The sequence below is a fragment of the Streptomyces sp. NPDC097619 genome (assembly GCF_040302735.1).
Lineage (GTDB): Bacteria > Actinomycetota > Actinomycetes > Streptomycetales > Streptomycetaceae > Streptomyces.
In genome coordinates, this window is sequence record NZ_JBEOSD010000044.1 from 34,656 (window position 1) to 54,506 (window position 19,851).

Sequence of the window (19,851 nt, forward strand, 5' to 3'; positions counted from 1 at the left end):
GAGGCGCGCGGGCGCCCCGCCGCCGTCCCACGGGAACCGACCGCCCCCGGCGGGGCGTGTCAGACCACAGCAAGATCATTTCCTGCTGATGGGAGACACGCCATGACGGAGACCACGCGCCCGGAGCCCACCCCCGCCACGCCGCCGCCCGCCACGCCCCCGCCCGTCCCCGCCTCCGGAGGGTCCGCCGCCTCCGGCGCTCCCGGTCCGGACGCTCCGCGGGCGCGCCCCTCCCGCCGGACCGCACTCGCCCTCGGCGCCGGAGCCCTGGTGGCCACCGGTGCCGGTTACGGGCTGGGCGCGGCCGACAGCGCAGCCGCCGAATCCCGGCCCGGAGCGGACTCCCGTCCGGGGCCCCGGCTCCGCGAGCGGCCCGTGGTCCGCCGGCTGCGGGAGCTGGAGGAGTCCCGGCGGGCCCGGCTCGGGGCGTACGCGGTCGACACCGTGTCGGGCCGGGCTGTCCTGTACCGGGCCGACGAGCTGTTCCCGATGTGCTCGGTCTTCAAGCCCCTCGCGGCCGCCGCCGTCCTCCGCGCCCCGGACCGCGACGGGACGGACCCGGCCCGCCGGATCCGCTACACCCGCGCCGACACCGAGGGGTCCGGGTACGCCCCCGTCACCGGCCTCCCCGAGAACCTGGCCCGGGGCATGACGGTGGAGGCCCTGTGCGCCGCCGCCGTCAGCCACAGCGACAACGCCGCCGCCAACCTGCTCCTGCGCGAACTGGGCGGCCCGGACGCGGTCACCCGCTTCTGCCGCTCGATCGGGGACCGGGTCACCCGCCTCGATCGCTGGGAGCCGGAGCTCAACTCCGCCGAACCGGGCCGGACCACCGACACCACCAGCCCCCGCGCCATCGGCCGCACCTACGCCCGGCTGCTGCTGGGCGACACCCTGGCCCGCCGCGACCGCACCCGCCTCACGCGGTGGATGCTGGACAACACCACCAACACCGAGCGCTTCCGCGCCGGACTGCCCGGCTGGACCCTGGCCGACAAGACCGGGGGCGGCAGCGCCTACGGCGTGGCCAACGACGCGGGCGTGGTGTGGTCCCCGGAGGGCACCCCGGTGGTCATGGTCGTGCTCACCACCCACCCCGGCCGCCCCGAGGGCCCCGGGGACAACGGGCTGGTCGCCGAGGCCGCCCGCCTGTTGGGCGCCGCCCTCACCTGAGCCCGACCGGCACCCGGTGCGACCGGCACCCGGCTCGACCGCCCGCCCCGCGCCCGCCCGGTCGACCCTCCCCGCCTCGCGCGCCGCACCTCCCGCGGCCGTCCCCTCGCGCCCAGGGGTCCCGGAACCGCTCCCCGGCCCTCGCGAATGGGACGACCGTGCCGCGAATGAGACATGAACGTCTCATTCGGTGTATGGTTGTCTCATGGCTATGGACCGGGACCAGGTGCTGCGGGATGCCGCCGCGCTGCTCGCACGCAAATCGGACGCCACGATGGACGAGGTGGCCAAGGCCGCCGGCATCGGGCGGGCGACCCTGCACCGGCACTTCGCCGGCCGCGACGCCCTGGTGCGGGCCCTCGAAGACCTCGGCATCCGCCAGTTCGAGGGGGCCTTCGACCGCGCCCGCCTCGACGAGGACGGGGCCGTGGACGCCCTGCGCCGCCTGGTCGCCGAAACCGAGCCGGACGCCATGCTGTTGGCCTTCCTCGTCACCGAGAACCAGCTCTTCGAGGGCGACGCGGTGAACGAGGGCTGGGCCCGCCTGGACGCCAGGGTCTCCGCGCTGTTCCGACGCGGACAGGAGGAGGGCGATTTCCGCATCGACCTCAGCCCGGCCTGGCTCACCGAGGCCCTCTACGGCCTCATCGGAACCTGCGCCTGGTCCGTCATGGACGGCCGGGTCGCGGCCAAGGACTTCCAGTACATGATCGTCGAGTTGCTGCTCGGCGGTGCCCGACGGAGTGTGGAGAAATGACCAGGACCAAGCAGCTCGACGGCCCGACCGGGACGGAGGTGAAGGGCGGCGGACGCTGGGTCGCCCTGTCCGTGCTCGTGCTCGCGGTGCTGTTGGTCGCCGTCGACGCCACCGTCCTCGGCCTCGCCACCCCGGCGCTGAGCGAGGACCTGAAGCCCACCGGCAACCAGCTCCTGTGGATCGGTGACATCTACTCCTTCGTCATCGCCGGTCTGCTGGTGTCCATGGGCAGCCTCGGCGACCGCATCGGCCGCAAGAAGCTCCTGCTCGTCGGCGCCACCGCCTTCGGTGCCTTCTCGGTGCTCAACGCCTACGCCACCAGCCCCGAGATGATGATCGCCGCGCGCGCCCTCCTCGGTGTCGCCGGCGCCACCCTGATGCCGTCCACCCTGGCGCTGATCCGCAACATCTTCCACGACCCCAAGGAGCGCAGCCTCGCCATCGGCATCTGGGGCGCCACCGCCTCCGCCGGTGCCGCGGTCGGCCCCGTCGTCGGCGGCTTCCTGCTCCAGCACTTCTGGTGGGGCTCGGTCTTCCTCATCAACCTGCCCGTGATGATCGTCCTGGTGATCGTCGGCATCAAGCTGCTGCCCGAGTCCAAGAACTCCGTGGCGGGTCCCTGGGACCTGGTCAGCGTCTTCCTGTCGCTGATCGGCATCATCGGCTTGGTGTACGCGATCAAGGAGGTCGCCAGCCACGGTCCGACCTGGCAGGTCTTCGCCACCGCCCTCGTCGGCGCCGCCGCCCTCTACGCCTTCGTGCGCCGCCAGTTCACCCTGGAGTCCCCGCTCCTGGACATGCGGCTGTTCCGGCACCGCGGCTTCTCCGGAGCCGTCCTCGCCGACCTGCTCACCGTGTTCGGCCTCTCCGGCCTGGTGTTCTTCCTCAGCCAGTTCCTCCAGCTGGTCCAGGGCCGCGAACCCCTGGAGGCCGGGCTCGCCGAACTGCCCGCCGCCGTCGGCGCCGTGGCCACCGGTCTCGTCGCCGGACGCTTCGCCCGCCGCTACTCGGTGCGCGTCATCGTCACCGGCGGTCTCGCCGCCATCGGCCTGGCCCTCGGCGTGATCACCCTGGTGCACCAGGAGACCGGCTACCCGCTGCTCGGCGCCGCCCTGCTCGTCGTCGGCCTCGGTGCGGGCTTCTCCTTCACCGTCACCGCCGACGTGATCCTCTCCAGCGTGCCCAAGGAACAGGCCGGCTCCGCCTCCGCCGTCTCCGAGACGGCCTACGAACTGGGCGCGGCCCTCGGCATCGCCCTGCTCGGCTCCATCGTGACCGGCGTCTACCGGGACTTCACCGCCCCGGCCGGGGTCCCCGCGGCCGTGGCCGACTCCGCCCACGAATCCCTCGGCGGGGCCGTCGAGGCGGCCAAGACCCTGGACCCGGCCACCGCCCACACCATGGTGAGCGCCGCCCAGGACGCCTTCGTCGACGGACTGCGGCTCGCCGCCGGGGTCGGCGCGGCCGTCCTGATGGCCACCGCCGTGGCGGCCTGGTTCCTGCTGCGCGGCCAGGAGCTCCAGGACTCCGTGGAGCACTGACCCGCCCGGCCGGCCCCGCCCCGGCCGACGATCCGACCGGCCGTCCGCCCGGCCGCGGCACCCGCCGCGGCCGGGGGCGGTCGTTCCCTGACGGCCCGGCAGGGTGACGGGTGTGGACGGGAGTTGACAGCCGCGCGGGCCCGACGGCACGATCCGCCCGGTGGAGATCACGGACCTGACCCCGGCGGAACGCCGCGTCCTCGACGCCTTCCCGGACGACGCGGGCGTGGACTTCCGCACCGACCCCGACGAGGACCCCGCCGACGGCGCCTCCTGGGGCCCGGAGCGCACCGTCCGCGCCGAAGTGCTGCGCGCCCTGCTCCTCCACGGCCCCACCCGCGAGGGCGCCACCGCCGGGCTCAAGCTCTCCGGGGCCCGGATCACCGGCACCCTGCACCTGAAGTTCGCGCAGATCAGCGCCCCGGTCCGGCTGCGGGCCTGCCACTTCGAGGAGACCCCGCAGCTCCACGCCGCCCGGATGCCGGCCCTCGTCCTCACCGACTCCCTGCTCCCCGGACTCGACGCCTCCAACCTCGAACTGGACGTGATGCTGCGGCTGTCCTGCTGCCGCATCGGCGGGCAGGTGAAACTCTCCGGCGCCCGGATCGCGGGAGGCGTCTTCCTCAACGACGCCGTCATCGGCACCCCCGGCACCGACCGGCCCCCCGTCCACGGCTCGGAACCCACCAGCCTGCTCCTCAACCACGCCGCCGTCGGCACCGACATCCGCGCCAAACGCCTCCGCGTCCACGGCCGGTTCCTCCTGAACGCCACCACCGTCGGCGGCCGGGTCCACCTCGACGACGCCCGGCTCGAAGCCCCCGAGGGCACTGCCCTGCACGCCGAGACCCTGTCCGTCGGCACCGACCTGCGCGCCATCCGCCTGCGGGCCCGCGGCACCCTCAACCTCACCGGCTCCCGCATCCCCGGCCAGCTCGACCTGTCCTTCGCCCACCTCGCCAAACCCGGCGGCACCGCCCTGCGCGCCAGCAGCTGCGCCATCGGAGAGCTGTGGCTGCGGGAAGCCGCCCCCGTGCGGGGCACCGTCAACCTGCGCCGCAGCCAGATCGACCTGCTGCACGTGCCCCCGGCGGCCTGGCCCGGCGCGGTCAAGCTCGACGGGCTGACCTACCGGCTGCTCGCCCCGCACGTCCCCGCCGAGGAACGGCTGCCCCTGCTCGCCCGGGACGCCACGGGCTACGTCCCCTACGCCTACGAGCAACTGGCCGCCGCGTACCGGACGGTGGGCGACGAGGCCGCCGCCCGCACCGTCTCCCTCGCCAAACTGCGGGTGCACCGGCGGACCCTGCCCCGCCCGGCCCGCGCCTGGGGGATCCTCCAGGACAGCACCGTCGGCTACGGATACCGGCCGATGCGGGCCGCCGCCTGGCTCGGCGCACTGCTGCTCCTCGGCACCCTCGCCTTCGCCTTCCGGCACCCCGCCCCGCTCAAGGCGGGGGAGGCCCCCGAGTTCAACCCGCTCTTCTACACCCTGGACCTGATGCTGCCGATCATCGGCTTCGGCCAGGAGGGGGCCTTCGCCCCGACGGGCTGGCAACAGTGGCTGTCCTACCTGCTCATCGTCACCGGCTGGGTGCTGGCCACGACCACCGCCGCGGGCGTCAGCCGCTCCCTCCGCCCCTGAAGCCGGCGGACCGGGCCGTCGACCCCGGCCGGAACGACACCGGGCCCCCGCCCGCGCCCCGGACGGAACCGGAAACGGGGGAGGGGGCCCGGGGAGGACGCGGGGCGGCGGCCGGTCAGGCGGCCTTGGCCTTCGTGGCGTACATGTCCACGTACTCCTGCCCGGACAGCCGCATGACCTCGGCCATCACCGAGTCCGTGACCGCCCGCAGCACGTACCGGTCCCGGTCCATGCCCTCGTAGCGGGAGAACTCCATCGCCTCGCCGAAGCGGACGGTGACCCGGCCCGGCCGGGGCATCCCCTTGCCGCCGGGCTGCAGCTTGTCCGTACCGATCATCGCGAAGGGCACCACCGGCGCGCCCGTCATCAGCGTCAGCCTGGCGATGCCGGTCCGGCCCCGGTACAGGCGGCCGTCGGGGGAGCGGGTGCCCTCCGGGTAGATCCCGAAGATCTTGCCCTCCTCCAGGATCCGACGGCCGGTCATCAGGGCGGCGACCCCGCCGTTGGCCCCGTCCCGGTCCACCGGGATCATCCCGGCGCCGGTGAAGAACCACGCCATCAGACGGCCCTTGAGTCCCTTGCCGGTGACGTACTCGTCCTTGCCGATGAAGTGCACCGTCCGGTCGCACACCAGCGGCAGGATCATGGAGTCGATGAAGGTCAGGTGGTTTCCGGCCAGGATCACGGGCCCGTCCCCGGGGATGTTCTCCACGCCCTCGACCCGGGTGCGGAACATCATGCGCATGACCGGTCCGACAGTGGCCTTGATGAACGCGGTACGGAACAACGTGAGCCCTCCGGCGTCGTGAGCGGTGCCTGCACCCGGCGAGGCCGGTGCAGGTGAGGACGATACTCGCGGGTCGGCACCGCACGCACATCGGGTTCACGGAACGGATACGCGGTGTTGACGCGTGTTCGCGCCATGTTCCGGTCGGGATCGCGTGGACGTCAGCCACCGCTGCCTACCATCGCTGCGCCCACGGGCTCGCGCCCGGCCGGAGACCCCGGCCCTCGCGGACCGCGGCGGCCGGGGGGTCCGGCCGATGGCCTACACGACGGAGTGCACACGATGACACAGGGCGGCACGGCGCGACGGAGCGTACTGGGCGCGGCAGCGGTGCTGGCGGCGGGCGGGGTCGCGGCGGGCCCGGGGGCGGCGCCGGCCGCCGCCGCCCCGACCGGCGGGGCGGCCCGGCCGGGCGGCGGCCGGCGGTACCCGGGACTGCCGGTCCCCACCGTCATCGGGCACCGCGGGGCCAGCGGCTACCGGCCGGAGCACACCCTCGGCTCGTACCAGCTGGCGCTGGACCTGGGGGCGCACGTGATCGAGCAGGACCTCGTGCCCACCAAGGACGGCCATCTGGTGTGCCGGCACGAGAACGAGATCGGCGGCACCACCGACGTCGCCGACCGCCCCGAGTTCGCCGGGCGGCGCACCACCAAGTCCGTGGACGGGGTGTCCGTGACGGGCTGGTTCACCGAGGACTTCACGCTGGCCGAGCTGAAGACCCTGCGGGCCAAGGAGCGGATCCCGGCGGTCCGGCAGCGCAACACCCTGTACGACGGCCGCTGGGCCGTGCCGACCTTCGAGGAGGTGCTGCGCTGGGCCCGCCGCGAGGGGCGCCGCCGCGGCCGGGAGGTCTGGCTGCACGTGGAGACCAAGCACCCCACCTACTTCCGGGGTCTGGGGCTGCCCCTGGAGGAGCCGCTGGCCCGGCTGCTGCGCCGGTACGGACGCGACGGCCGGGACGCCCCCGTCTTCCTCCAGTCCTTCGAGCCGTCGAGCGTCCAGCGGCTGGCCCGCCTGGTGGACGCCCCGAAGGTGGTCCTGCTGGGCGCGGCGAACACCCGCCCCTGGGACTTCACGGTGGCCGGGGACCCGCGCACGGTGGCCGACCTGATCACCCCGGCCGGGTTGCGCCGGCTCGCCGGGTTCGCCCAGGGCATCGGCCCCACCCTGGACCTGGTCATCCCCCGGGACGCGGCCGGCCGGCTGACCTCGCCGACCACCCTGGTCGCGGACGCCCACGCGTGCGGGCTGCTGCTGCACCCCTACACCGCGCGCAACGAGAACTCCTTCCTGCCCGCCGAGTTCCGCAAGGGCACCGATCCGGCCGCCTACGGGGACGCCTTCGGGGCCCTCTCCGCCTACCTGCGCACCGGCATCGACGGCATCTTCACCGACCAGCCGGACACCGGCCTGCTCGCCGCCGCGGAGATCGCCGGGCGGTGAGCGCACCCGACCGGAGGCGGGCGAACCTCCGGAACCACCCGTACGGGTGGGCCGCGGCCGTCCGGGAAACCGGGCGGCCGCGGCCGCGCGTCAGGGCCGGCATGGACGTGATGAGCGAACTGGGGCCGCTGTTGTCCGCGGAGGCGGCGGCCGAGGCGCCCGCCGCCGGAGTGGACGCCGCCGATCTGGAACAGGCCGTCTGGGTCCGGCTGCTGGAGCGGGGCCCGGCCGCGGGCCGCCCCGCCGAACCGGCCCGCTGGCTGCGCCGGGCGGTCCGCGCCGAGGCCCGCGACGCCCGCCGCCGGGCCCTGCGGGAGGTCCCCTACACCAGCGGGCGGAACCCCGAGCCCGCCCCGGACGGGTCCCGCGGCGGACCGGAAGGCGTCGCGCTGGAGCGGGAGGACCGGCGGTCCCTCCGTTCGGCGGTCGCCCGACTGCCCGGACGCTGCCCGGAGCTCCTCCAGGCACTTCTGTCGCCCCGGGACCTCACCTACCGTGAAATCGCAGGAGAGTTGGGTATCTCACAAGGAAGTTTGGGGCCCGTCCGTTCCCGATGCCTGGGATGTCTGCGCAGAATGCTCGCGGCAGAGGTTGCCGCTCCTGAACTGCGGGGAAAGGAGCGGTAGACCGACGGGCTACCAGGTGAGCGGGAGGCATGCGCACATGGGCATGAGCGTGACCATCTCTGCGGCGGAAGCGGAAGACGCCGAGCAGATCTTCAGACTCCAGTACCTCTGCTTCCAGAGCGAGGCGGAGCTCTACGGCAACTACCGCATCGAGCCCCTGGTGCAGTCCCTGGACTCGGTCCGCTCCGAACTGGAGACGGACTGTGTGCTGGTGGCCCGGCTGGGCGACGAGGTGGTCGGCGCGGTGCGCGGCACCCTCGACGCCGACGGCACCGCCCTGATCGGCAAGCTGTGCGTGCACCCCCGCATCCAGGGCCACGGCCTCGGCGCCCGGCTGCTGCGCGCGGTCGAGGAGACCCTCGCCGGCCGCGGCGGCACCGCCCGCTTCCAGCTGTTCACCGGGGAGCGCAGCGAGAGCAACCTCCGCCTGTACCGCAAGGCCGGGTACGCCCGGATCGGGGACCGCACCGGCGCCGACGGCGTCCGCGTGATCGTCCTGGAGAAGGAAGCGACCTCCTACGTGGTCAGCGCCTGACCCCCGTCACCGCTCCCGTACGCGCCGGTGCCCGGCTCCACGCCCCGCAGGACGGGCGGAGCCGGGCACCGGCGCGTACGGGAGCGGGGCGCCGTCAGCGGCGGGTCCGCAGCCACACCATCCCGGTGACCGGCAGGATCACGGGGATGAAGAGGTAGCCCATCCCGAAGTCGGACCAGACGGTGGCGTCGGGGAAGGACTCCGGCCGGATCAGCGTCCAGATCCCGACCACGAGCACCCCGGCCAGCTCGGCGGCGCAGCAGAAGAACGCGGCCCGGCGGGCCCTCTCCCCGCCCCGCACCAGCGAGTAGGTGATGAAGGCGTACACCAGCGCGGCCAGGGCCGACAGGGAGTACGCCAGCGGGGCCCGGTCGAACTCGGTGGAGATCTGGTAGATCGACCGCGACAGCGCGCCGACCACCATGACCCCGTACAGCCAGACCAGCAGCAGCCCGGGCCCGGAGACCAGGCGCCGCTTCGGTCCGTCGGCGGTGCCCTCGGCGGTGGTGGTGGTCTCAGGCACTGACGCCTCCCCAGATGTCGTACAGCCGGACCTGGAGCACGGCGAGGACGAACCCGCCGGCCGCCACGGTCACCGAACCCCACTTGGTGCGCTCGCTCAGGGACAGCAGCCCGGCCGCGGGCACGGCGCACAGCGCCCCGATGAGGTAGGCGACGAAGATGACGCCGCCCTCGTGCGGCTTGTCGCCCTGGGCGAGCCGGACCACGCCCACCACCAGCTGGACCAGGGCCAGCAGGGTGACCACGGCCATCCCGATGAAATGCCAGTCCTTCGTCGGCTGGTCGCGGAAGGCCGCGTACCCGCACCACGCGGCGAGGGCGAGCGCGGCCACGGCCGTGGCGACGGTCAGGGCGTCAATCATGGTGCGAGGGTATTACGGGCCCAAAGACCCGATGCGCGCAGCCCCGCGCACGGGCTTTCCTGGAAGGCATGACCTCCACGCCCCGCTCCTCCGCCTCCCACGAGTCCGCCGCGCCCGCCCCCGGCGCCCTGTCCGCCGACGCCCTCCTCTTCGACAACGACGGGACGCTCGTCTCCTCCATGGAGTCGGTGCACCGGTGCTGGACCCGCTGGGCGCAGGAGCACGGCATCACCGCGGAGGAGTTCGCCCGCGTGGAGCTGCACGGCCGGCCCGCCGCGGAGATCGTCGCGGACCTGCTGCCCGCGGAGCGGGTGCCGGAGGCCCTGGCCCGGGTCGAGGCCCTGGAACTGGCGGACGTGGCGGGCGGGGTCACCGTGCTGCCGGGGACGGCCGAGCTGCTGGCGGGGCTGCCCGCGGACGGCTGGGCGGTGGTGACCTCGGCGACCCGGCCGCTGGCCGAGGCCCGGCTGCGCGAGGCCGGCATCCGGCCGCCGGTGCTGGTCACGGCGGAGGACATCACCCGGGGCAAGCCCGACCCGGAGCCCTTCCTGCTGGCCGCGCGCCTGCTCGGGGCCGACCCGGCCCGCTGCGTGGTGTTCGAGGACGCCCCGGCGGGTCTCACGGCCGGTCGGGCGGCCGGTATGCGGACCGTGGCCTTGACCACAACGCACCCCGCCGCGGAGCTGTCCGCGGACCGTGTCGTGCGGGACCTCTCGGCGGTGTCCGTGCAGGTCACAGCCGGTGGTCTGGAGGTCGGGACAGCCCCTTCGGAGTGACCGGTGTTGTCCGGTATGCGGCCGGAATCCGTCCGCATACCGGACAGCATTGATCGGTGCGGCGGACGGTCTGCTTTACTGGGCCCATGACCACGACGAGCAGCCGCACCCTTGCGACCGAGGCGATGATGACGCCCGGTGCTCGTTGTATGTGTCGAATGTGCGCCTTCTGAGGGCCCCCTCCCCGCGCCTCGCGCCCCGAAGCGAGACCCGCGAGCCTGTCCGTTCCGCCGGATCTGCTCCTGCCCCACGCCTGCGCTGACCGCGTCGTTTCCTCCCGGTTCAGCCCGTATCGCGTCCCCAGATGATTGCCCCGTGCCCGGCACCGCACGCCGCGCACTCGACAGCGACGGAATTCCCTGTGATCACCACATCGGGCCTCACGAAGGTCTACCAGTCCCGTGGCCGCGAGGTCACCGCCCTGGACGGCGTCGATCTGCACGTCCGTGAGGGAGAGGTCTTCGGCGTCATCGGCCAGAGCGGCGCCGGCAAGTCCTCGCTGATCCGCTGCGTCAACCTGCTGGAACGCCCCACCTCCGGCACCGTCACCGTGGACGGGGTGGACCTCACCGCCCTCGCCGGCGGCGGCCGCCGCGCCTCCAAGGGGCTCCGACAGGCCCGCAGCCACATCGGCATGGTCTTCCAGCACTTCAACCTGCTGTCCTCGCGCACCGTGCAGGGCAACGTGGAGCTGCCCCTGGAGATCCTCGGGATCTCCGGCCGCGAGCGCTCCCGCAAGGCCCTGGAACTCCTCGACCTGGTCGGCCTCGTCGACAAGGCCAAGGCCTACCCCGCCCAGCTCTCCGGCGGCCAGAAGCAGCGCGTCGGCATCGCCCGCGCCCTGGCCGGCGACCCCAAGGTGCTGCTCTCCGACGAGGCCACCAGCGCCCTGGACCCCGAGACCACCCGCTCCGTCCTCCAGCTGCTGCGCGACCTCAACCGCCGGCTCGGCCTCACGGTCCTGCTCATCACGCACGAGATGGACGTGGTCAAGAGCATCTGCGACTCCGCCGCCCTGATGCAGAAGGGTCGGATCACGGAGACCGGAACCGTCGAGGAACTGCTGGCCACCCCCGGCTCCGCCCTGGCCGCCGAGCTCTTCCCGCTCAGCGGCAGCGCGGGCGGCCCGGACCGCACCGTGGTCGACGTCACCTTCCACGGCGACGCCGCCACCCAGCCGGTGATCTCCCAGCTGTCCCGCACGTACAACATCGACATCTCGATCCTCGGCGCCGCCATGGACACCGTCGGCGGCCGCCAGGTCGGCCGGATGCGGATCGAGCTCCCCGGCCGCTACGAGGAGAACGTGGTCCCGGTCGGCTTCCTGCGCGAGCAGGGCCTCCAGGTGGACGTCGTGGACGCCGATCCGGCCGACCCCGACGCCGAACTCGCCGAGCTGACCAAGGAAGGTGCCAAGTGACCTGGTCCGAGATGCAGCCCCTGCTCACCCAGGGCACGTACGACACCCTCTACATGGTCCTGTGGGCCGGCCTCATCACGGTGATCGGCGGCATCCCGCTGGGCGTCCTGCTGGTCCTCACCGACAAGGGCGGCCTGCTGCAGAATCGTCCCTTCAACAAGGTGCTGGGCGTGGTCGTCAACACTGGCCGCTCCCTCCCCTTCATCATCCTGCTGATCTGGGTGGTCCCCGTGACCAAATGGGTCATCGGAGTGGTGACCGGCACCGCCACCTACATCGGCCCCACGGCCATGATCGTCCCGCTCTCCATCGGCGCCATCCCCTTCTTCGCCCGCCTGGTCGAGACCTCGGTCCGCGAAGTGGACGGCGGCCTGGTCGAAGCGGCCGAGTCCATGGGCGGCGGCATCCCCACGATCGTCGGCAAGGTCCTGCTCCCGCAGGCCCTGCCCTCCCTGGTCGCGGGCCTGACCACCACCGTCATCGCCCTCATCGGCTACTCGGCCCTGGCCGGCGCCGTCGGCGGCGACGGCCTCGGAAGCCTCGCCATCACCTACGGCTACCAGCGCTTCGAGGGCGGCTTCATGCTCGCCACCGTGGTGATCCTCATCGTGATCGTCACCGCCGTCCAGCTGATCGGCGACGGCGCGGTGCGCCTGCTGGGCCGCCGCGGCCGGGCAGCCTGACCCCACCGACTTCCCTCCCCCACAGCCCGCACTTGTTGTGCTCGGGCGACATCCGCACCACCAAGAAAGAGGCACTCTTCGTGCGCAAGAACATCAAGCTGACCGCCGTCGTCGCCGCCTCCGCGGCCCTCGCCCTCGGCCTCACCGCCTGCGGCAGCTCCTCGGACCCCGGCGCGAAGAAGGCCGACGGCACCGCCGCCGCCGACGCCCCGCTGATCGTCGCGGCCTCCCCGACCCCGCACGCCGACATCCTGAAGTTCGTCAAGGACAACCTGGCGGCCAAGGCCGGTCTGAACCTCCAGGTCAAGGAGTTCACCGACTACGTCCTGCCCAACAAGGCCACCCAGGACGGCGCGGTCGGCGCCAACTACTTCCAGCACAAGCCCTACCTGGACGACTTCAACGCCAAGAACGGCACCGACATCGTCCCGGTCGTCAACGTGCACCTGGAGCCCCTCGGCCTGTACTCCAGCAAGGCCAAGAAGCTCACCGACATCACGTCCGGCCAGACCATCGCGGTCCCCAACGACAACACCAACGAGGGCCGCGCCCTCCAGCTCCTCGCCGAGAACGGCCTCATCAAGCTGAAGGACGGCGTGGGCACCACCGCCAAGCTGTCCGACATCACCGACGCCAAGGGCCTGAAGTTCAAGGAGCTGGAGGCCGCCACCCTGCCCCGCGCCCTCGGCGAGGTCGACGCCGCCGTCATCAACGGCAACTACGCCCTGGAGGCCGACCTCAAGCCGGCCGAGGACGCGCTCGCCCAGGAGAAGGCCGAGGGCAACCCCTACGCCAACTTCCTGGCCGTCAAGCGCGGCAACGAGAACGACCCGCGCGTGAAGAAGCTCGCCGAGCTCCTGAACAGCCCCGAGGTCAAGAAGTTCATCGAGGACAAGTACGACGGCTCGGTCATCCCGGCCTTCGGCAAGCCCGCCGCCTGATCCACGGCACCCCGTCCGGCCCGGCCACCCGCCGGACCGGAACCCGGAGGCCCCGCGTCCCGTCAGGGACCGGGGCCTCCGCCCGTCCGGAGCCCCCGCACCCGGCCATGCGCGGGTCCCCGCCGATGCTGCATGCTGTCCGTCCAGGGGCATCGGTCCGCCCCCAACGGCCTTCAGGCATGGAGCTGCGCATGACTACCACCTTCCCGGACGTCTCCATCAGCACGGACCGGCTGGTGCTGCGCCCCTTCGAAGAGCCCGACGTCATCGCCCTCGCCGAGATGATGAACGACGAACTCGTCACCGCCTGGACCTCCGTACCCCACCCGTACACCCTCGCCGACGCCCGCGCCTGGGCCCTCCACCAGGCCCCCGCCGAACGCGCCGAGGGCCGCGGCATCGTGTTCGCCGTCACCGAGTTCCTGACGCAGCGTCTGGTCGGCGTGGTCCACCTGCGCAACACCGACTGGCGCTGCCGCACCGCCGAAGCCGGCTACGTCACCGCCCCCTGGGCCCGCGGCGAGGGCTACGCCGGCGAATCCCTCCTCGCCGTCGCCCAATGGCTCTTCCGCGACCAGGGCTTCGAACGCATCGAACTGCGCACCGCCGCCGACAACACCGCCTCCCAGCAGGTCGCGCAGAAGATCGGCTGCATCAGCGAAGGGGTCCTGCGCAACGCCTGGATAGCGCGGACGCAGACCCCCGACGGCGGCTGGACCGAGACCCGCACCGACCTGATCGTGTGGAGCCTGCTCCCCGAGGACCTCGACGGCCTGGACGGGCTGGACGGACAGCTCGCCGAGATCGGCTACGGCGGCTACGCCGACTGGAACTGACGCACCGCCACGGACCTCCCCGGCCGCCGCGGAAACGCTTCGCCGGTCCCGCCGGGGAACGCTTCGCCGGTCCCGCCCCGCACCCCGCTCCCGGATCCTCCGCGGGCAGGATCCGGGTCGTCACGGGCGGCACCCGATCGGTGGGCGGATCGGTGGGCCCCACCGGTGCCGACCACCGGCCCCGACCATCGACGCCCCCGCGGCCCGTCCCCGGACCCCGCCGGAACCCGCAGGTCCGGACCACACCCCGCCGCACCCGGTACGCTCACCCGTGTCCGCGCATCCACGGGCACCCCCGTACTGCCGGCCCCGACCCCCAGGAGACCGACGAGATGGCCGACCGGGTCACGGTGATCGGCTGGGACGGCTCGCCCCTGACCTCGGCCGCCCGCTCCGCGCTCTCCGCCGCCACCCTGGTCGCCGGAGCCGCCCACCACCTCGAACTCGCCGAGATCCCCGACGCCGCCGAACGCGTCCGCCTGGGCAGCCTCGGCCTGGCCGCCGGACGCATCGCCGCCCACCGGGGCACCGCCGTGGTCCTCGCCGACGGCGACCCCGGCTTCTTCGGCGTGGTCCGCACCCTCCGCGCCCCCGAACACGGCCTGGAAGTCGAGGTGGTCCCCGCCGTCTCCGCCGTCGCCGCCGCCTTCGCCCGCGCCGGCATGCCCTGGGACGACGCCCGCGTGGTCGTCGCCCACCGCCGCACCCTGCGCCGCGCCGTCAACGTCTGCCGCGCCCACCCCAAGGTCGCCGTCCTCACCTCCCCGGGCGCCGGACCCGCCGAACTCGCCCTGCTCCTCGACGGGGTCCACCGCACCTTCGTCATCTGCGAGGAACTGGGCACCGCCCGCGAACAGGTCACCGTCCTCACCTCCGACAAGGCCGCCGACCACACCTGGCGCGACCCCAACGTCGTCATCGTCATCGGCGGCGCGGGCAACGTCGGCCCCGCCCCCGACGGCGCCGACGGCGGCTGGCTCGCGGGCAGCCCCGCCGCCCCCGCCCCCCGCGGGTGGGCCCGCCCCGACCCCACCGCACCGCGGCCCGCCACCGAAGGGGAGGGCGCCCCGCTGCGCGCCGCCCAACTGGCCCGGCTCGGCCCCCGCCCCGGCGACCTCGTCTGGGACATCGGCACCGGCGGCGGCGCCTTCGCCGTGGACGCCGCCGCCTTCGGCGCGGCCGTCATCGCCATCGACGCCGACCCGGAGGCGTGCACCCGGGTCACCGCCCTCGCCCGGCAGCGCGGCCTCCCGCTCCAGACCGTCCACGGCCGCGCCCCGCACGTCCTGGAGAGCCTTCCCGAACCGGACGTCGTGCGGATCGGCGGGGGAGGGGCCGAGGTCGCCACGGCCTGCGCCGACCGCCGCCCCGAACGGATCGTCGCCCACGCCTCCACCCGCGACGAGGCCGAAGCCCTCGGACGGGCCCTCACCGACGGCGGGTACGCCCTCGAATGCGCCCTGCTCCAGTCCGTGGACCTCGATCCGGAGGGCTGGCGGGAGCGCGAACGCTCCGTGGTCTTCCTGCTGTCCGCCGAGCGTCTCGAACGCGCCCCCCGGACCTGACCGTCCGCCCCGGGAGGTAGGCTGGCGGATTGTCGTACTTTCCGTGATCCCGTGGTGACGAGTCCAGGGGCGTCCGGACCGGAAGCGCCCGCCGACCGGGCACCTTCCGCGGTGCGGCGGGACCGGAGGACGCGCGACGTGGCGCAGTCCACAGTGGGCCGTGACGGTTCTGGCCGTCCCGGCCGCGAACGGGCGCGACAATGCTTGTTGTCGGCGGGCGTTCGTGCCGCGCGGCGCACACGCTCGTTCTGGATGAGGGGCGCTGGGTGTGCCGCTTGCGGTCGCCCGGCGAGCTGTTAGAAGACGCACGACCGATGGGCGAGGGGTACGCATGACTGACACCGGCCAGGTTCCGGAGGGTCTCCCGGAGAACGCGGGCTTGGTGGATCAGCCGGGCATCCCCGTGCCGCCGGCCTACACCTACCTCGATCCGGCGGACCCCGCCGGCACCGTGGACGTCCACGAGGACGAGGACCTGCTGCTCATGCCGAGTGCGCAGGGCTCCTGGAGCGATCCGCAGCTGGTGCCGCCCACGCCCTTCCCGCAGGACCTCGCCGCCCAGGAGTACGCGGCCTACCAGGAGTTCACCCAGGACTCCGGCGCCCACGAGGCCGGCGGCCGCGACTCCGGAGCCGTGGACTTCGGTGGCGTGCGCCTGCCGGGGGCCGTCCCCGGCGCCCCCGTCACCCCGGCCCGCCGCCCCCTGCACATGGGCCCGCCCACGCCGGAGACCGGCGGACTGGTCCGCTCCCTGGCCGACCGCGGCCCCGCCGTGGCCCCCGCCGGTCCCGTACCGCTCCACCAGGCCGTCCCCACCGGCCCCGAATACCTGGACGCCCCCGGAGCCGAGGGCGTCCTGCCCGGTCCGCAGCTGGGCGAGATCCCGCCGCAGGCCGGCGCCCCCTGGGGCGCGGAGCCGGTCCCGGCCGCCCCGCAGCCCCCGGTCGCGGAGGCGCCCGCGGAGGCGGTGGCCGCACCGGCCCCGGTCGTGGTCGAGGCGCCGACGGTCCCGGCGCCCGCCGAGGCGCCCGCAGAAACGGTCGCCCCCGAAGCGGTCGTGACGGAAGCGGTCGTCGCGGAAGCCGTCCCGGCGGAAGCGGTCGCGGACGCGGTCGTGACGGAGGCCGGCGCCCCCGAAGCGCTCGCGGACGAGCCCGCCGTCCTGCCCGAGGCCCCGTCCGGGCCGGCGGCTCCGGTGGACGTCGCCGCGCAGCCCACCGACACCGTGCCGGCCGCCGCCCCCGAACAGGAGCCGGTCGCCGCGACCGTCGTGGCTTCCGAGCCTGTGGCCGAGGCCCCGTCCGTCGAGGCACCCGAAGCGGTCCCCGGCCCGCCGGTCGAAGCCCCCGAGGCCCCCCTCGCCGAGGCCGCCCCGGCCGAGCGCCTCACGCCCGGCTCCCCCGAAGCCGCTGCGGCCCCCGAGGCCGTCGTGGTCGCCGAGCCGGTGGTCGTCGAGACGCCCGGACCGGTGGCGGACGAACCGGCCCGGGAAGCCGTCCCGGCCCCGGAGCCCGAGGCGGCCCCCGTCGTCGCCGTCGCCGTGGTGGAAGACGTGGAAGACGCCGATCCGACGCCCGAGGAGACCGCGCCCACCGCCCCGGCCGCCGTCGAGCCCGCCGTCGAGCCCGCGCCCGTCGTCGAGGCCCCCGAGGCCCCCGCCGAGGTCGAGCCGGCCGCCGAGCCGCTGCAGGTGGCCGAGCCCGTCCGGATCGCCGAGCCGATGGTGCCCGCCGAACCCTTCGACGGACCGGTCGCCGGTCCCGTGATGGTCGCCGAACCGCTGGCCCCCGCCGCCGACACGGTCCCCCCGCAGCCGCCGACCGCTCCGGCCGCCCCGGTCGAAGGGGCCCCGACCGCGCCCGTGGCGCAGGCCGCCCCCGTGGCGCAGGCCGAGCCCGTCGTCGAGCCCCTGACCGGGACCGAGCCGGCCGCCGTGACCGAGCCGGTTCCGGCCGCCGCCGAGCCGATCGCCGTGGACGCGGTGTCCGCGCCGGTCGCCGAGCCCGCCGCCGACCTGCCCGAGCAGGACACCGCCGCCCCCGCCGCCCCGGAGCCCGTGGCCGTACCGGTCGTCGCCGAGTCCGCCGAGTCCGTGGAGCCCGTCGCCGCGCCCGAGCAGCAGCCGGTCCCCGACGAGGGGCCCGCGCCCGCCGCCCCGGCCGCCGAGCAGGAGGCCGCCCCGGCCGCCGTGGACGGCGAGCCCGTCGCCCCGTCCGAGCCGGCCGCCGAGCCCGTCGCGGCCGCCACCGAGCTCCCTGTCGAGCCGTCCGGACCGGAGACCGCCGCCGAGGCGCCGCCGGTCGAGGACCCACGGGCCGACGGCCCCGCCGCGGAGGCCGCGCAGGTTCCGGAAGCCCCGGAGGAGACCGCGCCCGTCGCCCCCGTGGAGCAACGCCCCGCCGCCCCCGGCTACGACGACGCCGAGCGCGAGGCCGTGCTCCGCGTGATGCGCGAGCGCCGCGACATCCGCAACGGCTTCCGCACCGACCCGATCCCGCACGAGGTGCTGCTGCGGGTCCTTGAGGCGGCCCACACCGCCCCGAGCGTCGGCCACTCCCAGCCCTGGGACTTCGTGGTCATCCGCTCCGCCGAGACCCGCCGCACCATGCACGAACTGGCCACCCGCCAGCGCGAGGCGTACGCGAAGTCCCTCCCCAAGGGCCGGGCCAAGCAGTTCAAGGAACTGAAGATCGAGGCCATCCTCGACACCCCGGTCAACATCGTCGTCACCGCCGACCCCACCCGCGGCGGCCGGCACACCCTGGGCCGGCACACCCAGCCGCAGATGGCCCCGTACTCCTCCGCCCTCGCGGTCGAGAACCTGTGGCTCGCCGCCCGCGCCGAGGGCCTGGGCGTGGGCTGGGTCAGCTTCTTCGACGAGCGCGAGATGGTCCGTGCCCTCGGCCTGCCCGAGCACCTGGAGGTCGTCGCCTACCTCTGCGTCGGCTACGTCGACGAGTTCCCGGAGGAGCCCGAGCTGATGCAGGCGGGCTGGTCCAAGCGGCGCCCGCTGTCCTGGGTGGTCCACGAGGAGACGTACGGCCGCCGCGCCCTGCCCGGCGAGGAGCCCCACGACCTGCTCGCGGAGACCGTCGCCGGGATCCGCCCGCTCGACGCCAAGGCGCTCGGCGAGGCGTGGGAGCGGCAGAAGCGCATGACCAAGCCCGCGGGCGCCCTCGGCATGCTGGAGATCATCTCCGCGCAGCTGTCCGGCCTCTCCCGGGTCTGCCCGCCGCCGATCCCGGAGCCCGCCGCCGTCGCGATCTTCGCCGGGGACCACGGGGTGCACGCCCAGGGCGTCACCCCCTGGCCCCAGGAGGTCACCTCGCAGATGGTGGCCAACTTCCTGGGCGGCGGCGCGGTCTGCAACGCCTTCGCCAACCAGGTCGGCGCCGAGGTCTGCGTGATCGACGTGGGCGTCGCCGGCGAGCTGCCCGCGAGCACCGGCCTGCTGCCCCGCAAGGTGCGCCCCGGCACCGCCGACATGACCACCGGCCCGGCCATGACCCGGGACGAGGCCGTCGCCGCCATCGAGGTGGGCATCGAGACCGCCCGCGACCTGGTCGCGGCCGGCAACAAGGCCCTCCTCACCGGCGAGATGGGCATCGCGAACACCACCGTGTCCGCCGCCCTGATCTCGGTGTTCACCGACACCGACCCGGCCGAGGTCACCGGTCGCGGCACCGGCATCAACGACGAGACCCACGCCCACAAGGTCGAGGTCGTCCGGCGGGCCCTGGAGTTGCACCGTCCGGACCCGGCCGACCCGATCGGCGTCCTCGCGGCCGTCGGCGGCCTGGAGCACGCCGCGATGGTCGGCCTGGTCCTCGGCGGCGCCTCCCTGCGCACCCCCGTCGTCCTCGACGGCGTGAGCGCCGGGGCCGCAGCCCTGGTGGCCCGGGCCATCGCCCCCGAATCGCTGTCCGCCTGCATCGCCGGCCACCGCAGCGCCGAACCGGGCCACGTGGCCGCCCTGACCAAGCTGGGCCTGCGCCCCCTGGTCGACCTGGACCTCCGTCTCGGCGAGGGCACCGGCGCCCTGCTGGCCCTCCCGCTGGTCCAGAGCGCCGCCCGCGCCATGCACGAGGTCGCCACCTTCGACTCGGCCGGCGTCACCGAGAAGTAGTACCGGGACGTCGGTCGGGGTCGGGACCAGGCCGGACCCGACTACCTGGGCACGCCCGGGGCCCCCGGAAAGCTGGCGGCGAACCTGCGCGACGCCGCCGTGTTCCTGAA

The 19,851-nt window shown here is 74.3% G+C and carries 17 protein-coding genes; 14 read left to right on the forward strand and 3 right to left on the reverse strand.

Annotation, left to right across the window (positions count from 1 at the left end):
* The first annotated feature begins 102 nt into the window (after positions 1–102).
* The 4 genes from bla to ABTZ17_RS15075 all read left to right on the forward strand — a co-directional run bounded on the left by bla (position 103) and on the right by ABTZ17_RS15075 (position 5,116).
* Positions 103–1,173 (forward strand): class A beta-lactamase, encoded by a 1,071-nt coding sequence (gene bla / locus ABTZ17_RS15060; protein WP_352196029.1) that lies wholly within the window; start codon positions 103–105, stop codon positions 1,171–1,173.
* Between the two features lie 205 nt (positions 1,174–1,378).
* Positions 1,379–1,930: a TetR/AcrR family transcriptional regulator gene (locus ABTZ17_RS15065; RefSeq protein ID WP_352196030.1), complete on the forward strand. Its 552-nt coding sequence runs from the start codon at positions 1,379–1,381 to the stop codon at positions 1,928–1,930.
* Positions 1,927–3,471 carry an MFS transporter gene (locus tag ABTZ17_RS15070; protein ID WP_352196031.1) on the forward strand — a complete coding sequence of 515 codons (1,545 nt, stop codon included), beginning with the start codon at positions 1,927–1,929 and terminating at the stop codon, positions 3,469–3,471. Before ABTZ17_RS15065 ends, ABTZ17_RS15070 begins: the two co-directional genes overlap by 4 nt.
* Positions 3,472–3,631: 160 nt before the next feature.
* A complete protein-coding gene (locus ABTZ17_RS15075) occupies positions 3,632–5,116 on the forward strand; it encodes a membrane-associated oxidoreductase (RefSeq protein ID WP_352196032.1) in 1,485 nt (494 codons plus the stop codon).
* A gap of 115 nt (positions 5,117–5,231) precedes the next feature.
* Here the strand turns inward: ABTZ17_RS15075 and ABTZ17_RS15080 are convergent, their stop codons facing one another.
* Positions 5,232–5,861, reverse strand: coding sequence for a lysophospholipid acyltransferase family protein (locus ABTZ17_RS15080; protein ID WP_352196048.1), 630 nt, complete (start codon positions 5,859–5,861; stop codon positions 5,232–5,234).
* 324 nt (positions 5,862–6,185) lie between these two features.
* On the opposite strand from ABTZ17_RS15080, the gene ABTZ17_RS15085 reads away from it, so the two are divergent.
* The 3 genes from ABTZ17_RS15085 to ABTZ17_RS15095 all read left to right on the forward strand — a co-directional run bounded on the left by ABTZ17_RS15085 (position 6,186) and on the right by ABTZ17_RS15095 (position 8,510).
* Entirely contained in the window at positions 6,186–7,349 is a 1,164-nt protein-coding gene (locus ABTZ17_RS15085) for a glycerophosphodiester phosphodiesterase (protein WP_352196033.1), read from the forward strand.
* A gap of 101 nt (positions 7,350–7,450) precedes the next feature.
* The gene (locus ABTZ17_RS15090; protein ID WP_352196034.1) at positions 7,451–7,975 is read left to right on the forward strand and encodes an RNA polymerase sigma factor; all 525 of its coding nucleotides are present in this window, start codon (positions 7,451–7,453) and stop codon (positions 7,973–7,975) included.
* 37 nt (positions 7,976–8,012) lie between these two features.
* Complete coding sequence (locus ABTZ17_RS15095) at positions 8,013–8,510, forward strand: GNAT family N-acetyltransferase (protein ID WP_352196035.1); 498 nt, start codon at positions 8,013–8,015, stop codon at positions 8,508–8,510.
* Between the two features lie 94 nt (positions 8,511–8,604).
* Here ABTZ17_RS15095 and ABTZ17_RS15100 read toward each other — a convergent pair whose 3' ends face one another.
* Complete coding sequence (locus ABTZ17_RS15100; protein ID WP_352196036.1) at positions 8,605–9,033, reverse strand: hypothetical protein; 429 nt, start codon at positions 9,031–9,033, stop codon at positions 8,605–8,607.
* On the reverse strand, positions 9,026–9,394 hold the full coding sequence (locus ABTZ17_RS15105; protein ID WP_352196037.1) for a hypothetical protein: 369 nt from the start codon (positions 9,392–9,394) through the stop codon (positions 9,026–9,028). The genes ABTZ17_RS15100 and ABTZ17_RS15105 overlap by 8 nt, the downstream gene beginning before the upstream one ends.
* Positions 9,395–9,462: 68 nt before the next feature.
* On the opposite strand from ABTZ17_RS15105, the gene ABTZ17_RS15110 reads away from it, so the two are divergent.
* The 7 genes from ABTZ17_RS15110 (at position 9,463) to cobT (ending at position 19,741) form a co-directional block, all read left to right on the forward strand.
* Positions 9,463–10,170, forward strand: a complete 708-nt coding sequence (locus tag ABTZ17_RS15110) for an HAD family hydrolase (protein WP_352196038.1) — start codon at positions 9,463–9,465, stop codon at positions 10,168–10,170.
* A 361-nt stretch (positions 10,171–10,531) separates the two neighbouring features.
* Positions 10,532–11,590: a methionine ABC transporter ATP-binding protein gene (locus tag ABTZ17_RS15115; RefSeq protein WP_352196039.1), complete on the forward strand. Its 1,059-nt coding sequence runs from the start codon at positions 10,532–10,534 to the stop codon at positions 11,588–11,590.
* Positions 11,587–12,273, forward strand: coding sequence for a methionine ABC transporter permease (locus ABTZ17_RS15120; protein WP_352196040.1), 687 nt, complete (start codon positions 11,587–11,589; stop codon positions 12,271–12,273). Before ABTZ17_RS15115 ends, ABTZ17_RS15120 begins: the two co-directional genes overlap by 4 nt.
* Positions 12,274–12,353: 80 nt before the next feature.
* On the forward strand, positions 12,354–13,214 hold the full coding sequence (locus ABTZ17_RS15125; protein ID WP_352196041.1) for a MetQ/NlpA family ABC transporter substrate-binding protein: 861 nt from the start codon (positions 12,354–12,356) through the stop codon (positions 13,212–13,214).
* 191 nt (positions 13,215–13,405) lie between these two features.
* The gene (locus ABTZ17_RS15130; protein ID WP_352196042.1) at positions 13,406–14,050 is read left to right on the forward strand and encodes a GNAT family N-acetyltransferase; all 645 of its coding nucleotides are present in this window, start codon (positions 13,406–13,408) and stop codon (positions 14,048–14,050) included.
* Positions 14,051–14,382: 332 nt separating this feature from the next.
* Positions 14,383–15,615, forward strand: coding sequence for a precorrin-6y C5,15-methyltransferase (decarboxylating) subunit CbiE (cbiE, locus tag ABTZ17_RS15135; protein ID WP_352196043.1), 1,233 nt, complete (start codon positions 14,383–14,385; stop codon positions 15,613–15,615).
* A 331-nt stretch (positions 15,616–15,946) separates the two neighbouring features.
* Entirely contained in the window at positions 15,947–19,741 is a 3,795-nt protein-coding gene (gene cobT / locus ABTZ17_RS15140) for a nicotinate-nucleotide--dimethylbenzimidazole phosphoribosyltransferase (protein WP_352196044.1), read from the forward strand.
* The last annotated feature ends 110 nt before the right edge of the window (positions 19,742–19,851 follow it).

Bases quoted from the DNA above. Each gene is read 5' to 3' on its own strand.
- bla (WP_352196029.1), top strand. From the start codon at position 103: ATGACGGAGACCACGCGCCCGGAGCCCACCCCCGCCACGCCGCCGCCC.
- ABTZ17_RS15065 (WP_352196030.1), top strand. From the start codon at position 1,379: ATGGCTATGGACCGGGACCAGGTGCTGCGGGATGCCGCCGCGCTGCTC.
- ABTZ17_RS15070 (WP_352196031.1), top strand. From the start codon at position 1,927: ATGACCAGGACCAAGCAGCTCGACGGCCCGACCGGGACGGAGGTGAAG.
- ABTZ17_RS15080 (WP_352196048.1), bottom strand. From the start codon at position 5,861: ATGCGCATGATGTTCCGCACCCGGGTCGAGGGCGTGGAGAACATCCCC.
- ABTZ17_RS15085 (WP_352196033.1), top strand. From the start codon at position 6,186: ATGACACAGGGCGGCACGGCGCGACGGAGCGTACTGGGCGCGGCAGCG.
- ABTZ17_RS15090 (WP_352196034.1), top strand. From the start codon at position 7,451: ATGGACGTGATGAGCGAACTGGGGCCGCTGTTGTCCGCGGAGGCGGCG.
- ABTZ17_RS15095 (WP_352196035.1), top strand. From the start codon at position 8,013: ATGGGCATGAGCGTGACCATCTCTGCGGCGGAAGCGGAAGACGCCGAG.
- ABTZ17_RS15105 (WP_352196037.1), bottom strand. From the start codon at position 9,394: ATGATTGACGCCCTGACCGTCGCCACGGCCGTGGCCGCGCTCGCCCTC.
- ABTZ17_RS15110 (WP_352196038.1), top strand. From the start codon at position 9,463: ATGACCTCCACGCCCCGCTCCTCCGCCTCCCACGAGTCCGCCGCGCCC.
- ABTZ17_RS15130 (WP_352196042.1), top strand. From the start codon at position 13,406: ATGACTACCACCTTCCCGGACGTCTCCATCAGCACGGACCGGCTGGTG.
- cbiE (WP_352196043.1), top strand. From the start codon at position 14,383: ATGGCCGACCGGGTCACGGTGATCGGCTGGGACGGCTCGCCCCTGACC.
- cobT (WP_352196044.1), top strand. From the start codon at position 15,947: ATGACTGACACCGGCCAGGTTCCGGAGGGTCTCCCGGAGAACGCGGGC.